Annotated in this window: 15 protein-coding genes and 2 tRNA genes; 6 read left to right on the forward strand and 11 right to left on the reverse strand. The window is 69.9% G+C overall.

Going from position 1 to position 13923, the window contains the following annotated elements; genetic code table 11:
• Window positions 1–38 precede the first annotated feature (38 nt).
• Both AB3M83_RS09330 and AB3M83_RS09335 read right to left on the reverse strand, forming a co-directional pair.
• On the reverse strand, window positions 39–188 hold the full coding sequence (locus AB3M83_RS09330) for a hypothetical protein (protein WP_412947347.1): 150 nt from the start codon (window positions 186–188) through the stop codon (window positions 39–41).
• 348 nt (window positions 189–536) lie between these two features.
• Window positions 537–686: a hypothetical protein gene (locus tag AB3M83_RS09335; RefSeq protein WP_412947349.1), complete on the reverse strand. Its 150-nt coding sequence runs from the start codon at window positions 684–686 to the stop codon at window positions 537–539.
• A 46-nt stretch (window positions 687–732) separates the two neighbouring features.
• On the opposite strand from AB3M83_RS09335, the gene AB3M83_RS09340 reads away from it, so the two are divergent.
• Both AB3M83_RS09340 and AB3M83_RS09345 read left to right on the forward strand, forming a co-directional pair.
• The gene (locus tag AB3M83_RS09340) at window positions 733–1248 is read left to right on the forward strand and encodes a hypothetical protein (protein WP_412947351.1); all 516 of its coding nucleotides are present in this window, start codon (window positions 733–735) and stop codon (window positions 1246–1248) included.
• 81 nt (window positions 1249–1329) lie between these two features.
• On the forward strand, window positions 1330–2082 hold the full coding sequence (locus tag AB3M83_RS09345; RefSeq protein ID WP_412947353.1) for a GNAT family N-acetyltransferase: 753 nt from the start codon (window positions 1330–1332) through the stop codon (window positions 2080–2082).
• A gap of 103 nt (window positions 2083–2185) precedes the next feature.
• Here AB3M83_RS09345 and AB3M83_RS09350 read toward each other — a convergent pair.
• A tRNA-Ile gene (locus AB3M83_RS09350) sits at window positions 2186–2259 on the reverse strand.
• Window positions 2260–2273: 14 nt separating this feature from the next.
• Window positions 2274–3353: a DMT family transporter gene (locus AB3M83_RS09355; protein WP_412947355.1), complete on the reverse strand. Its 1080-nt coding sequence runs from the start codon at window positions 3351–3353 to the stop codon at window positions 2274–2276.
• Window positions 3354–3395: 42 nt separating this feature from the next.
• Between AB3M83_RS09355 and def the strand changes: the two genes are divergently transcribed.
• Window positions 3396–3962, forward strand: a complete 567-nt coding sequence (def, locus tag AB3M83_RS09360) for a peptide deformylase (RefSeq protein ID WP_412947357.1) — start codon at window positions 3396–3398, stop codon at window positions 3960–3962.
• 49 nt (window positions 3963–4011) lie between these two features.
• On the opposite strand, the gene AB3M83_RS09365 is transcribed toward def, so the two are convergent.
• Window positions 4012–5334 carry an HNH endonuclease signature motif containing protein gene (locus AB3M83_RS09365; protein ID WP_412947359.1) on the reverse strand — a complete coding sequence of 441 codons (1323 nt, stop codon included), beginning with the start codon at window positions 5332–5334 and terminating at the stop codon, window positions 4012–4014.
• Between the two features lie 176 nt (window positions 5335–5510).
• On the opposite strand from AB3M83_RS09365, the gene AB3M83_RS09370 reads away from it, so the two are divergent.
• Together AB3M83_RS09370 and AB3M83_RS09375 are read left to right on the forward strand one after the other, a co-directional pair.
• The gene (locus AB3M83_RS09370) at window positions 5511–5900 is read left to right on the forward strand and encodes an ester cyclase (RefSeq protein ID WP_412947861.1); all 390 of its coding nucleotides are present in this window, start codon (window positions 5511–5513) and stop codon (window positions 5898–5900) included.
• Window positions 5901–6125: 225 nt separating this feature from the next.
• Window positions 6126–7184, forward strand: a complete 1059-nt coding sequence (locus tag AB3M83_RS09375; protein WP_412947362.1) for an AI-2E family transporter — start codon at window positions 6126–6128, stop codon at window positions 7182–7184.
• Between the two features lie 67 nt (window positions 7185–7251).
• Here the strand turns inward: AB3M83_RS09375 and AB3M83_RS09380 are convergent.
• The 5 genes from AB3M83_RS09380 to dusB form a co-directional block, all read right to left on the reverse strand.
• Window positions 7252–7327 (reverse strand) — tRNA-Asn (locus AB3M83_RS09380).
• Between the two features lie 104 nt (window positions 7328–7431).
• Window positions 7432–8199, reverse strand: a complete 768-nt coding sequence (locus AB3M83_RS09385) for an ATP-binding cassette domain-containing protein (protein WP_412947365.1) — start codon at window positions 8197–8199, stop codon at window positions 7432–7434.
• Between the two features lie 33 nt (window positions 8200–8232).
• A complete protein-coding gene (dnaG, locus tag AB3M83_RS09390) occupies window positions 8233–10086 on the reverse strand; it encodes a DNA primase (protein WP_412947366.1) in 1854 nt (617 codons plus the stop codon).
• Window positions 10086–11459: a deoxyguanosinetriphosphate triphosphohydrolase gene (locus AB3M83_RS09395; RefSeq protein ID WP_412947369.1), complete on the reverse strand. Its 1374-nt coding sequence runs from the start codon at window positions 11457–11459 to the stop codon at window positions 10086–10088. Before AB3M83_RS09395 ends, dnaG begins: the two co-directional genes overlap by 1 nt.
• Window positions 11449–12609: a tRNA dihydrouridine synthase DusB gene (gene dusB, locus AB3M83_RS09400; RefSeq protein WP_412947371.1), complete on the reverse strand. Its 1161-nt coding sequence runs from the start codon at window positions 12607–12609 to the stop codon at window positions 11449–11451. Before dusB ends, AB3M83_RS09395 begins: the two co-directional genes overlap by 11 nt.
• A 63-nt stretch (window positions 12610–12672) precedes the next feature.
• Here dusB and AB3M83_RS09405 point away from each other — a divergent pair, with 63 nt between their 5' ends.
• Window positions 12673–13167: a glutathione peroxidase gene (locus AB3M83_RS09405; RefSeq protein ID WP_412947374.1), complete on the forward strand. Its 495-nt coding sequence runs from the start codon at window positions 12673–12675 to the stop codon at window positions 13165–13167.
• Between the two features lie 68 nt (window positions 13168–13235).
• Here the strand turns inward: AB3M83_RS09405 and AB3M83_RS09410 are convergent, their stop codons facing one another.
• Complete coding sequence (locus tag AB3M83_RS09410) at window positions 13236–13913, reverse strand: DsbA family oxidoreductase (RefSeq protein ID WP_412947377.1); 678 nt, start codon at window positions 13911–13913, stop codon at window positions 13236–13238.
• Between the last annotated feature and the right edge of the window lie 10 nt (window positions 13914–13923).

Raw genomic sequence — 13923 nt, forward strand, 5'->3', positions numbered from 1 at the left:
GTGGCGGCGGGTGCCGCCCCTTCCGGCGAGCGGCCCGTTCAGCTTCCGATGCTCGTCACGAGGGACGCGGCGGCGTTCGACAGGTGGAGCGCCTGCGCGGCGATGATGACGACCGCGATGAATGCGAGGCCGGAGCAGTTACCGCGGAGACGCGCCCCGGGTGCCGGCCTGGTCGGTGTCTGGGTCATGACCGCGAGTGCAGGGGCTCCGTGACCTTTGCCGCACCGCGTGAGCTCCGTTCCGGCCGCCCGCTTCGGCGTGCGCCTCGATCAGGTCGGCCCGCGAGGAGCATCGGAATGGCCAGCCCGGCGGATGCTACCAGCGGCCACGCACTGCTGGTCGCCACCGCGACGACGACACCGCCGAGCGCGATCCCGAGGCCGAGCGCCCACACGGTCACGCGCACCCAGGCGGACCCGCCCCGTCGCGCTGCATCGCTCATGCTCCGCACCCTACCGATCCCCTCTCCCGGACGCCATGGCTCCGGCGGCGACCCGACCGGCGGTTTCGGCACGGCCGACCGCACGTGGCGCTGGCTAGATCCGAGGGCCGCGTGCGGCATCCCGAGCATCGAACGCGCCTCGACGCACAGCCCGCAGGATCAACCGGTACACGACGAACACCACGAGCGCGACGACCACGACGACAGCGAGGAGGATGACCGCGTGCCACCCGATGAGACCCATCCGGGAACTCTCTCACATCCGCTCTCGCGTGCGTCACAATGGCGACATGACCCGCCCCGTCCGCGTGATGATCGCCGCCATCGGTACGCTGCTCGTCACGGCCTACGCCGCACTCATCGTGGCCATCACCGAGTTCCTCAGCCCGCTCGCCGCGGCTCCCGGCCTCACGCGTGAGGAGATCGCCTCGGTGGCGGCTGAGCGCGGCGAAGTGATCTTCAGCTGGTATCCGTACGCGATCGCGGGCTTCGGCGTCGCGCTCGCGATCGGCATCCTCATCACCGCGGCGCTCGTCCCCGCCTTCCACGCCTGGGATGTCACCGCCAGCTACTTGGCCATGCTCGCGCTGGGCGTGTTCGCCTACTTCATCGCGGGGTTCCCGGCGGGCATGGCCGTCGCCGACGGTCTCGGCACCAGCGGCGGGGACCACTCCGGCGTCGGCGCCATCCTGTACTCGGTGAGCTGGGCGGCCTTCGTCCTCCTCGTGGCACTCGGCGTGATCCGGGTGACCATGCGGGTGGTCGCCACCAGGCGACTCGCGACGGAATCGCGCACGCCCGCATGAGAGAGCACGGCGTCCCCACTGGTCTCGTGTCGGTGACGCAACCCCTTGATCCGGCGCGGGGTCGTTCGGAAGATGAACGGTATGTGGGTCGAGTGCTTCGAGAAGGATGCCCGGTTCGACGGCGACGCGGTCGAACCCCTTGCGGAGGGGTTGCTCGCACACGTGCGCGCGCAGCACGACGTTCCGTACCCGGATGACGAGATCCGGCTGTGGGCGCGCAACTTCGCGGAGGCATCCTCGCGCGAAGTCGGCCCGACCGAGCGACTGCCCTCCATCGGGACGATCGAGGTGCACCCCGTCACGGAGGAGCGCATCGATGACTGGCTGCGCTTCTTCGACCGCGACGCATTCCCGGACAATCCTGACTGGGGCTCGTGCTACTGCCTTCATCCGCACACCGGTGATGTGCCGGAACGTCCGTGGCGCGACGTGCGCGCAGAGATGGCCGAGCGGCTCCGCTCCGGAGCCACGCTGGGCTACCTCGCCTACGTCGACGGGAGACCGGCGGGGTGGGTCAACGCGTCGTACCGGTCGACGTACGCGAAATACGACGGCATCGACCCCGACGGACCCGCCGCCGACACCGTCGTGGGCGTGTCGTGCTTCGTGATCGCGCCGCCCTACCGCCGCCACGGTGTCTCATCGGCACTGTTGGACCGTGTCATCGAGGACGGCGGGTCGCGGGGTGCGCGTTTCGTCGAGGGATACCCCCGCAGTGCGGAACGCGACGACGACGCATCGTCCTTCTGCGGCCCGCGGGCGATGTTCGAGCAGCGAGGATTCTCCCCCGCCGAGGAGCACGATCGGTTCACGGTCGTCCGCAGACCGGTCTAGCAGTGCGACGCCATGTCCGTCCCGTTCCGAGTGATGTCGGCTTCATCGGACACGCACAACAGCCGGGACCCACGCCATCTCGCGGACCCCAGGGCCGAATCGGTAGGGCGGGTGGGACTTGAACCCACGATCGTCGGGTTATGAGCCCGCTGCCTTGACCAGCTTGGCCACCGCCCCCTGCGGAGAAAAGCCTAGCGCCGGGGACGCTCTTCGTCGCTCACGGGAGGCTCGGGCCACACCTTCGAGACCGCCTCGGTCAGGCGGACCGAGCCCGTCGACGGGTGCTTGGCGTCCGAGAACTCGGCACTGCCACGTGGGATCGGGATCTCCTGGCTCTCACTGACCACCTGCGGATGGTAACGAGCGAGCTGGAAGACACCTACGACAGCCAGTGCTCCCGCGATCGCGAATCCGATGTAGGCCCCGAAGGGAGCGCCGCGGGCTTCGCCCAGCACCGTGAGGCCGATGATGATCGCGACGATCGGGTCGACGACCGTGAGACCGGCGATGACGAGATCGGGCGGACCGGACGAGTAGGCAGTCTGCACGAAGTACGCGCCCAGGGCGGTGCCCACCAGCAGTGCGACGACGCAGGCGACCGTCAGCCACTCGAAGTCGCCGCTCTGGATGCGGCTGATCACGATCTTGGCGAGCGTCGCGACGAAGCCGTAGACGATGCCGGCCGCGACGATGTAGAACAGCGCCCGCATCCGCTTGCGGAGCGTCAGCCATAGCACCGTGAGCACCACGACGACACCGACCAGGATGGCGAGGACGGTGAGGAGCTGCGGGTTGCTGACCGGCGACGCGGTCGCGTACAGCGCGGCGACGGTGACGAAGACGAGGATGCCGCCGACGCACAGGGCGATCGCGGTGATGGAGCGTCCGGTCGGCTTGTGCCCGCTGATCCGCGCATTGAGGAGGGTCGTGATGACGAGCGAGATCGCCCCGATCGGCTGCACCAGGATGAGCGGTGCGAACGACAGCGCGAAGAGCTGGCAGACGATCGCGAGGCCGAGCATGACGGTGCCGAGCACCCAGGACGGACGGCGCAGCAGCCGGACGAGCTGACCACCGCTGAGCCCGGAGTCGCCGGCCCTCGCACTCTCCCGCTCGACCTTCTGGACCCCTCGGTGCTGGTACTGCGCACCGAACGACATGAAGACGGCGCCGAGGACGGCGAGTGGGATGCCGATCAGGATGGCAGGGTCCCGGAACACACCGACTAGTTCGTCGGTGATCTCGCCGATGGACGTCGCCAGGTCAGACACGTCCCCGACGATACCGGGCGGACGGCTGGATAGGCTGGTGACGTGGCCGTTCTACCGATTCGCATCATGGGAGATCCCGTTCTCCACGCCGTCGCCTCCCCCGTCGGAGAGGTGACCGACGACATCCGCACGCTGGTCGCGGACATGTTCGAGACGATGGATGCCGCCCCGGGCGTCGGCCTCGCGGCACCGCAGGTCGGCGTCGGTCTTCGCATCTACACGTACAGCTACGCGGACGATGACGGGGAGCCCTGGCGCGGCGTGATCCTCAATCCGGAGTTGTGGATGACACCTGCGGAGCCGGGCTCGCCCGATCCGGAGGACGAGTCGGAAGGATGCCTGTCGTTCCCGGGTGAACGCTTCGCGCTCCGCCGTTCGGACGAGGTCCGGGTCATCGGCACGGACCTGGACGGTCAGCCGCTGGATATCCGTGTGGATGGCTGGCGCGCTCGGATCATGCAGCACGAGTTCGACCACCTCAACGGCATCCTGTACATCGATCGCCTGGACGACTCGGACTGGAAGACGACGCAGAAGATCGCACGCAAGCGCGGGTGGGGCAAGCCCGGTCAGAGCTGGCTTCCAGGCGTCGACGACCTCGACGCCTGACGCGCCGCACCCGGGCGGACGTCGATCCGCTCCGCCGGTCACCGGTGTGTCAGAACGGTGGCGGGTCCACCGCGGCGAACACGAGGGTGCGGGCGGGGATGTCGGGCACGGTGTGGCCGCTCGGGCTGGTCCATTCGAGGACCCCGGTGGGGTGTTGTCTGACTTTCCAGGCGGAGTGGTGTTTGAGGGTGTGGTGTCTGCGGCAGAGGTGGGCGAGGTTGCAGATCTCGGTGGGGCCGTCGTGTTCGGCGGGGATGGTGTGGTCGATGTCGCACCGGTGTGCGGGTTGCCGGCAGCCGGGGAACCGGCAGTGCTCGTCCCGCACCGCGAGCAAGCGACGCTGCTCGGCGGTGGGCCGGTACCGGTCCACGGCGAGCACGCACCCGGTGACCGGGTGGGTGAGCACCCGGTCCCATCCGGGTGCGTCGCCGGCGAGGTTCCGGGCGGTGTCCAGGTCGATCGGCCCGTGACCGACGATTTCTGCAGGCTCATCGGACCTGCCCAGGAGGGTCAGCACCGGCACGGTGATCTGCACGCGCGCACGGATCGCATCCCCCGCTGGGATCGAGTCCTCGGAGTCCCGGGGAGCGGCGTGCCCGGTGAGCAGCAGGTCCGCCGCGACGTCGAACCGGACCTCACCCATCGACCGGGTATCCCTCGAGCACGGCTCGTTCAGTCCCTCGAGCGCATCACCGGGATCACCACCCGACCGTCCGTGCCGGGCATCGACGACGTCCCGGGCGAGCAGGTCGAGGCGGGACTTGATCGCGGCGACCTGGACCATCGGCCCGCTGAACCCGAGCTCCCCCATCCCGTCGACGCCTTCCCGCAGCCACACGCCGCGGCGGGTCGCGGCCGCCCGGTGCCGGTCCGCGAGGGGGATCGGGTGGATCCGCTGCGCCAGCAACCGTGCGATCGGCCGCAACCTGTTCGCGGACTCCCGTTCCGCGACCGGCAGCACCGCCCCCTCGAACTCCGCCCGCGACTCCCCGTCGAGGATGTTCACCCCGGCCTCGGCGATCACCTGCGCATGCGACCGCTCGATCCGGCCCTCACCCAGCGCCGCGTGGGTTGCCGGGAACCGGTCGCACAGCGTGTGTGCGGCATCCATCCACGCCTGCACCGTCCGATCCGACACCCGCACCGCGACCGCGATCTGCGCCGCCGCCGACCGGACCGGAACGTCATACGGCGCATCCAGATCCCGCGACGGCGGACCCATCTGCTCCAACGCGACATCCATCGCCTCCGACAACAGCGCCGCCTCCGCCGCCTGCAACCGGGCGATCTCCCGCCGCCGACCAGCGACCGCGTCGACGATCTCCGCGAGACGCCGAGCCCCCGAACCGGGCTCCGGAACCAGTGCTGTCATACCCCCAATTGTGACGAGGGGGTCCGACATCCACTCTGCATAACCCCAGATCAACGCCGGTTCCTGTGGACAACCCGCCCGCAGGACCACCTGTGGAGAAGACGGCGCGAGGCGCACGCGTCCCCGCATCCGCCCATCACCCCACTCATCGGCATCCGCCCGATAATGGAACGGTGATGGAGCCATGGCAGTTGCACGAATGGTTCGCGGACTACCTCGACGCCTGCAACCGCCACGACCTCGCCGCGATCCGTGAGCTCGTCACCCCGACCGTTCGCCGAGCACATCTGCCCGCGGGCGTCGAGTCCTGGACGGAGGACCTCGCCGACCTGTTCGCCGCGTTCCCCGATTGGCGGTGGAAGGTCATCCAGGTGGTCGCCGAAGACGATCGCATCGCCGCTCACCTCCGCGGCAGCGGTACGCATGTCGGCGCCTACCGCGGCATCGCCCCGACGCGACGGCACGTGAACGTCGCAGAGTTCACGATCCTCCGCCTCGCCGACGGCCGCATCACGGCGGCCACCATGTCCGGCGACTTCGAGCTCCGCGAACAGCTCACGAGCTGACTCCTCCGGCTGACGGTCCCCTCAGAGACGCTCGGCCGGGCGAAGTCTCACGCCGCGGCGCCGTGCGCAGCCGGCGCTGACAAAGATGCCGAGTGACCGTAAGGTGACGGCATGAGTCGCCGGAGGCAGATCACCGCTACCGACTCGAACGTTCAGCCGCCGCCGGCCGAGCGAGGCGCGTCGCCCGTCATCCTGAGGCGTCCGCTCGGAACAGGCTTCCTGGTTATGACGGGCGCCCTGCTCGCCCTGGCCCTCGGCATCGCGGTCACCCGGCTGTCCACGGTCTGGATCTACATCTCCATCGCCCTGTTCGTCGCGCTCGGGCTGGACCCGCTCGTCCGCCGCCTGTCGGCGCGATTCCCGAGGCCGGCCGCCATCGCGATCGTCTACGCGGCCTTTGCCCTCGTCGTCGCGGGCGTCGTCTGGCTCGTCGTCCCGACCGTCGTCGAACAGATCGCGCAATTCGTCCGGAGCCTGCCGCAGCTGATCGCGGCCCTCCAGGAAACCGACGTCTACGCGAGGCTTTCCGCGCAGTTCGGGGACCAGGTCTCCGAATTCGTCTCGGAGCTCCAAACGTTCCTCACCGATCCGGCGAGCCTCGCCGCCGTGGGAGGCGGGGTCCTCCAGCTCGGCATCTCCGTCTTCTCGGGGATCTCCGGCACGATCATCGTGATCGTCCTGAGTCTGTACTTCCTCGCCTCGCTTCGACAGATGAAGGAGTCCTTCTACCGGTTGAGTCCCGCACGCTCCCGCGATGACGTCGCCCGGATCACGGAGGAGATCACCCGGTCGGTCGGCGGATACCTCAGCGGGATGGTGGTCCTCGCGGTCCTCAACTCGTTGTTCGCCTTGGTCGTCTTCGCCCTCGCGGGGCAGCCCTTCGCGATCCTGCTCGCCGTGACCGCGTTCAGCCTCACCATCATCCCTCTGGTGGGAACGGTTCTCTTCTGGTTCGTCGGATCAGCGGCGGCGCTCCTTCACGATCCGACGTCGGCCGTCGTCTTCGCGATCGCGTATCTGATCTACATGCAGGTCGAGGCGTACGTGCTGACACCGCGGGTCATGAACCGCGCCGTGTCCGTGCCCGGATCGCTCGTGGTCATCGGAGCGCTGATCGGCGGCACCCTGCTCGGACTTCTCGGCGCCCTCGTGGCCGTCCCGGTGACCGCCTCGATCCTGCTGATCGTCAAGGAAGTGGTCATCCCGCGGCAGAATGCGAAATCGGAGCACCCGCAGACGGACCCGCTCCCCGAACGGTCCGGCGCGTCACGGCGTTACTCCTGACCGCGACGGCTTGAATTCGTGCGGAGATGCAGAAACTCCCCCGACGGATCGGAGGAGTTTCGGCGCGTGGCTCCCCGGCTTGGACTCGAACCAAGAACCTATCGGTTAACAGCCGATTGCTCTGCCAATTGAGCTACCGAGGATCAGTTCCCCGCGAGCGGGCAACCCGACTATCGTAGCAAATCTCCAGCGGTGCTCTGAACACCGGACGGCATCCGTGTCGCTGCGACGGCGACCGCGAGCGCGCTCATCCCGCGATCGACGTCGCCTCGTCGGGCGTCCACAGGATCTCGTCGGGATTCGGCCCCAGCCCGATCGGGTGACCCGCGCGCAGGACGAGCACCCGAGCCTGCAAGCCGGTGACCAGCTCGAGCTCGTTCGTCACCGCGACGATCGCCATGCCATCGTCCCGTCGGCGCCCGAGCGCGTCGAGCACCGCGGCCCGGACGTCCACATCGAGGTTCGCGTACGGCTCGTCGGCGATCAGCACCTTCGGATCGAGCACCAGGCTCCGTGCGATCGCGACGCGCTGCCGCATGCCCGAGCTCAGCTCGTACGGGTACTTCTCCGCGGATCCCCGCGGCAGCTGCAGCTCATCCAGCAGCGCCGCGACGCGCAGCGCGAGAGCGCGCTCGTTGACCTTCCGGTCGCGCGCCGTGATCGGCTCGGCGACGATCTCCGCGACCGTCATCCGAGCCGGCAGCGATGAGTTCGCCCCCTGCGCCAGGTACCCGGTGCGGAACGAACGGATGCGGCCCGCCCGGCCGCGTGCGCGCAGCGAGATCCCCGCCACCTCGGCCGCGCCGCCCGCGATGGACAGGTCGCGCGAGTGCGCGCCGGCGAGTCCGGCCGCGAGGCTCGACTTCCCCGACCCGGTGGCCCCCATGACGGCGATCGCCTCGCCGGGGGCGAGTCGGAACGTCACGCCGTCGACGACCCGCATGTCGGCGGAGACCCGGGCGATCGACAGGTCGTCGCAGCTGACTGCGGCATCGGCATCCATCACACGCACCATGCGCTCCATCCTCCCCGCTCGGGCGGGCTCGCGCTATTCGTCCTCGGTGAGGGCCCGGCGCCGCAGGTCGAGGTCACGCAGCGCGACCCTCACCCGGCGCCCCTCCTCGGAGTCCGCCGGAACGCGCTGCACTGCGCCGAGCAGCTCGGACTTCTCCTGGTCGATCGCCCGCATCCGCAGCCGTCGGCACAGTCCACGCGTCGACGCCTTCGCCTCGGCTTCCGTCAGCGCCGGGAACGACGAGGTCAGAAGCTCCGCCGCGAGCGAGCGGAACGGCTCCCGGGTCGCGTCGACCGCCGCCGTGGACCAGCCCACACGGGACCGGTCGGGCTGCGCGACGACCGCCTGGCGGACGGCCTCCAGCGCCGGATGCTGCATCGGCAGCGTCAACGCCGCGTCGACCTCGGCGGCGTCCAGCGTGTGACCGTACTGCAGCACCCCCATGAGCGCGTCACGCTCGAGTGCGACGGCCGCCGTGCGCGGAAGCGTGCCGATCGTGACCCGCACCGACTCCGCGGGCGCACCGGGGACCGGCTGGACCGGCGGCGAGTCGTTGTCACGCGATGCGCGGCTCCCCCGGGCCGCACGCTCGACCGCCGGCGTCACCTCGCCGAGGTCCATGCCGAGCTTGCGCGCCAGCACGCGCGTGTAGCCGGGTCGCAGCGACGAGTCCCTGATCTCGGCGACGATCGGCGCCGCGGCACGGAGGGCGCCCACCCGGCCTTCGACGCTCGACAGGTCGAACCCGCCGAGCTTCTGGTCGATGACGAACTCGAACATCGGCGCCTTCGCGTCCATGAGCGCGCGTACCGCGCCGTCCCCGCGGTTCAGCCGCAGGTCGCACGGGTCGAGGCCGTCGGGTGCGACGGCGACGTACGTCTGCGCGGCGAACCGCTTCTCGTCGGCGAACGCGCGCAGCGCGGCCTTCTGGCCGGCGGCATCCGGATCGAAGGTGAAGATGACCTCGCCCGACGCGCTGTCGTCCCCCATGACGCGACGAAGCACCGAGATGTGATCGGAGCCGAATGCGGTGCCGCACGTCGCGATCGCGGTCGTGACCCCCGCCAGGTGACAGGCCATCACGTCGGTGTAGCCCTCCACCACGACGACGCGGTGCGAGCGGGAGACGTCCTTCTTGGCGAGGTCGAGGCCGTACAGCACCTGCGCCTTCTTGTAGATCGGCGTCTCGGGGGTGTTGAGGTACTTCGGTCCCTGATCGTCCTCGAAGAGCTTGCGGGCACCGAAGCCGATGGTCTGCCCGGTGAGGTCGCGGATGGGCCAGACGACACGACCGCGGAAGCGGTCGTAGACCCCGCGCTGCCCCTGCGAGACGAGCCCGGCGGTGGCCATCTCCTCGTCGGTGAACCCCTGCTTGCGCAGCGCATCGCGCAGGTGATCCCAGCCCTTCGGCGCGTAGCCGACGCCGAAGTGCGCGGCGGCCCCGGCGTCGAAGCCGCGTTCGCCCAGGAATCGTCGCCCCGTCTCGGCCTCGGCGCTGGCCAGCTGCGACCGGAAGTACTCGGCGGCGGCGGTGTTCGCCTGGTACAGGCGGGTGCGCCCGCTCGTCTCGGGGGCGGCGGCGCCGTCCTCGTAGTGCAGGGTGTAGCCGATGCGTCCCGCGAGCCGCTCCACCGATTCGGTGAAGGACAGGTGGTCCATCGCCCGCAGGAACGAGTACACATCGCCCGACTCGCCGCACCCGAAGCAGTGGTAGTAGCCGACCTGCGGCCGGACGTGGAAGCTCGGGCTCCGCTCGTCGTGGAAAGGGCAGAGGCCCTTCATCGAGCCGACCCCGGCGGACTTCAGCGCCACGCGCTCACCGACGATGTCGGCGATGTTGGTCCGCGCCTTCACCTCGTCGACGTCGGTCTGCCGGATCCGCGCCATCAGAGTCCCTCGATCGGTTCGGGCAGCGCGAACCCGGGCGAGGCGATGCTCCGGGAACCGCCGGGCCAGAGTCCCAGCTCCCGCAGGTCGACGGGACCGACGAGCGCCGAGTGCCATTCGATGGCGAAGCGGTCGGTGAGGGTGGCGACCTGGTCGACGACGACGCGCTTACGCGCGGCATCCGTCCCGGCCGCGGCGAAGTCGACGGCATGGACGCGGTCGAGGTGCTCGGGGCGCTCGAGCAGAGCGGATGCCAGGCGCTTCAGCACCCGACGCTGCTCCTTGTAGAGTCCCTTGCGCCCGTCGATCGACACCACGAACGCGCCGATCGTCCCCTTCAGCACCGCCATCTCGGCCTCGATCACCCGCGGGATGATCATGCGCCCGCGGTACCGCGTGAGGGCAGGAGTGTCGTAGTGCTCGCGGGTCGCGGCCGTGGCGGCGCGCGCGAACCGGCCGATGAAGTCGGAGGTGAGATTCTTCAGGCGACCGACGGCGGCACGCGTGCCGTCGAACTCCGTCATCCACTCCGGCAGCCGGACGATCCGGTAGAGCGCGTCGGCGAGCTCGTCGCGGCTGAACCCGAGGCCCACCCACGACTGGATGGCCGTCAGCAGCGCCTCGCGCTCGCGGGCATCCGCGAGGCGTCGCGGGTCGAGGTAGCCGTTGAGGACGGCGTCCTCGAAGTCGTGCACGGAGTAGGCGATGTCGTCGGAGAGGTCCATCACCTCGGCTTCGATGCAGCGGACCCGCCCAGGAGCATCCTGCCGCAGCCACGCGAAGATCGCCTCGTCCTCGGCGTAGACGCCGAACTTCTGGCGTCCGCCCGGGTCTGGGATCGCATGGTCCGACGTCCACGGGTACTTGCAGGTCGCGTCGAGGCTCGCACGGGTCAGGTTCAGTCCGAAGCTCTCGCCGTCGTCGTCGACGACCTTGGGCTCGAGCCGCGCGAGGATGCGCAGCGACTGGGCGTTGCCCTCGAACCCGCCGATGCCCTCGGCCCACTCGTTGAGCGCCCGCTCGCCGTTGTGGCCGAAGGGCGGATGCCCGAGGTCGTGACTCAGGCAGGCGGTGTCGACGACGTCGGGCGACAGCTCCAGGGCGATCGCGAGCTCCCGGCCGACCTGCGCGACCTCGAGGGAGTGCGTGAGCCGGTTCCGGGCGAAGTCGGCGGGGCTCGCCGGACTCAGGACCTGCGTCTTCGCGGCGAGACGGCGGAAGGCGGCGGAGTGCAGCACCCGTGCGCGGTCGCGCGCGAAGCCGTCACGGTTGGACCGGTGGGTCTCGGGGTGGAAGCGCTCCGCGTCGTGTGCGTCGTATCCGGCGGGACGGCCCGGCGCGATGCCGACCCCGCTCGCCAGCTCAACCGCCACTGGTGTCGAGCTCCGCATCGGCGAGGGTCGCGGAGGCCGCGTCGCCCAGTTCCCGGGATTCGAGCCAGCCCTCGGGCAGCGCGGGACGCTTCGGCGTGCCGGCCCGCCCCCGCTGTCCCTCGGCAGCCGCACCCGGGTAGGGCGCGTCCGCGTCGAGAGTGGCCAGGAGGTCGTCGATCTCGGCGAGGCTCGACGCCGTCGCGAGCTTCGCGCGCAGGTCGCCGCCGACCGGATAGCCCTTGAAGTACCACGCCACGTGCTTGCGGATGTCGCGGCATCCACGGCCCTCGTCCTCGTAGAACTCGACGAGCAGCTCGGCGTGGCGGCGGAACGCCTGCGCGACGAATCCGAGGGTGGCGTCGACGGCGGGAGCGGTGTGCCCGGTCCCGAGCGTCCGGGCGAGATCGCCGAACAGCCACGGCCGGCCGAGGCAGCCGCGACCGACGACGACGCCGTCGCAGCCGGTCTCGGCCATCATCCGCTCGGCGTCCGCCGCCGACCAGATATCGCCGTTGCCGAGCACGGGGATGCTCGTGACGGTCTCTTTGAGCTTCGTGATCGCCGACCAGTCGGCGGTGCCGGAGTAGAACTCCGCGGCGGTCCGGGCGTGCAGCGCGACGGCCGCCGCTCCCGCGTCCTCGGCGATGCGGCCGGCGTCGAGGTAGGTGAGGTGGTCGCCGTCGATGCCCTTGCGCATCTTCACCGTCAGCGGGATCTGCTCGGCGGCGCGAGCGGCGCGCTCGACGATCTCGCGGAACAGGTTCGTCTTCCAGGGGAGCGCCGATCCGCCGCCCTTGCGGGTGACCTTGGGCACCGGGCATCCGAAGTTCAGGTCGATGTGGTCGGCGTGATCCTCCTCGACGAGGATCCGCACGGCCGACTCGACCGTCGCGGGGTCGACGCCGTAGAGCTGGATCGAGCGGGGCTTCTCGGACTCGTGATGGCGGATCAGGCGGAGGGTGGCCGCGTTGCGTTCGACGAGCGCGCGCGTCGTGATCATCTCGCTGACGTAGAGGCCCGCGCCGTACTCGCGGCACAGGCGCCGGAACGCCGTGTTGGTGATCCCCGCCATCGGCGCCAGGACGACGGGAGCGTCGAGGGTGAGCGGCCCGATGCGCAGAGGCGCGGGCGGAGCAACGGTGGTGGACATATCCATCCCATTCTCCCAGACCCGAGGGACGTTCGGGATCGCGGTGAGCCCTATCGTGGACGCATGACCGAGACCCCTCCCCTTCATGGCATCCCGTTCACGACGGCCGGAGGGGACGAGACCACCCTCGCGGACTTCGGCGACAAGGCGTTCCTCATCGTCAACGTCGCCTCGAAGTGCGGACTCGCGCCCCAGTACGAGCAGCTCGAGGAGCTCCAGCGCGAGTACGGCGGGCGAGGACTCCAGGTCATCGGCTTCCCGTGCAACCAGTTCATGGGCCAGGAGCCCGGGTCGATGGAGGAGATCCTGGACTACTGCGCCGTCAACTGGGGCATCACCTTCCCCATCATGGACAAGGTGCGAGTGAACGGGTCGCACGCCGCCCCTCTCTACAAGGCGCTGAAGAAGACCGACAACGCGGAGCGGGCCAAGGGTCCCATCCTGTGGAACTTCGAGAAGTTCCTCGTCACCCCGAAGGGCGACATCCACCGCTTCCGCCCGCAGACCAAGCCCAACGAGCCTGAGGTGATCGCGGCGATCGAGGCCGCTCTCGTCTGAGCCGCGCGCTCGGCACGACGAAGGCCCGCCCCCTCCCGGGGCGGGCCTCGGGCATTCGGGCGGATCGCTCAGCCGGCGACGGCGGGCGCGGTGCGCTCCGCCCACACCTGGCGCGCGATCTGCGCGAACGCGGCGGCCGGCTGGGCGCCGCTGACGCCGTACTTGCCGTCGATGACGAAGAAGGGAACACCCGAGATCCCGTATGCCTGCGCCTGCGCCTGATCGGCGCGGACGTCCGCGAGGTGGCGTTCGGATTCGAGCGCCTCCCGCGCCGCGGCGCCGTCGAGACCGACCTCGGCGGCGAGGTCGACCAGGTCGTCCACGCGGCCGACATGGCGGCCCTCGGTGAAGTAGGCGGCCATCAGACGCTCGGTCATCTCGCGCTGCGCACCGTGCGCCTTCGCGAAGTGCAGCAGCTCGTGCGCCTTGACGGTGTTGGTGTGCTTGAGGATGTCGAAGCGGTACCCGAGACCCGCCTCGGCGGCGACGCCCGTCACGCGTTCCAGCATCTGCGTGACCTGGTCGGCGGGCATGCCCTTGTGGGTGGCGAGGAAGTCGATCTCGTCACCGTCGAAGTCGACGGGGGTGTCGGGCGACAGCTCGTAGGAGTGGAACGTCACCTCCACCCGGGGCGCGTCGGCGTCCGCCGCCGTCTCCGCGAGCCCCGTCTCGAGGTTGCGCTTGCCGATGTAACACCACGGGCACGCGATGTCACTCCATACGTCGATCTTGATGGCATCCGTCACGTCGGATGCA

It is taken from the genome of Microbacterium pasadenense, assembly GCF_047246565.1.
Taxonomy (GTDB): domain Bacteria; phylum Actinomycetota; class Actinomycetes; order Actinomycetales; family Microbacteriaceae; genus Microbacterium.

What these genes read in the sequence shown, in the direction of transcription:
- AB3M83_RS09330 (WP_412947347.1), bottom strand. Translation starts at nt 188, where the DNA reads ATGACCCAGACACCGACCAGGCCGGCACCCGGGGCGCGTCTCCGCGGT.
- AB3M83_RS09335 (WP_412947349.1), bottom strand. Translation starts at nt 686, where the DNA reads ATGGGTCTCATCGGGTGGCACGCGGTCATCCTCCTCGCTGTCGTCGTG.
- AB3M83_RS09340 (WP_412947351.1), top strand. Translation starts at nt 733, where the DNA reads ATGACCCGCCCCGTCCGCGTGATGATCGCCGCCATCGGTACGCTGCTC.
- AB3M83_RS09345 (WP_412947353.1), top strand. Translation starts at nt 1,330, where the DNA reads ATGTGGGTCGAGTGCTTCGAGAAGGATGCCCGGTTCGACGGCGACGCG.
- AB3M83_RS09365 (WP_412947359.1), bottom strand. Translation starts at nt 5,334, where the DNA reads ATGACAGCACTGGTTCCGGAGCCCGGTTCGGGGGCTCGGCGTCTCGCG.
- AB3M83_RS09370 (WP_412947861.1), top strand. Translation starts at nt 5,511, where the DNA reads ATGGAGCCATGGCAGTTGCACGAATGGTTCGCGGACTACCTCGACGCC.
- AB3M83_RS09375 (WP_412947362.1), top strand. Translation starts at nt 6,126, where the DNA reads ATGACGGGCGCCCTGCTCGCCCTGGCCCTCGGCATCGCGGTCACCCGG.
- AB3M83_RS09385 (WP_412947365.1), bottom strand. Translation starts at nt 8,199, where the DNA reads ATGGTGCGTGTGATGGATGCCGATGCCGCAGTCAGCTGCGACGACCTG.
- dnaG (WP_412947366.1), bottom strand. Translation starts at nt 10,086, where the DNA reads ATGGCGCGGATCCGGCAGACCGACGTCGACGAGGTGAAGGCGCGGACC.
- dusB (WP_412947371.1), bottom strand. Translation starts at nt 12,609, where the DNA reads ATGTCCACCACCGTTGCTCCGCCCGCGCCTCTGCGCATCGGGCCGCTC.
- AB3M83_RS09405 (WP_412947374.1), top strand. Translation starts at nt 12,673, where the DNA reads ATGACCGAGACCCCTCCCCTTCATGGCATCCCGTTCACGACGGCCGGA.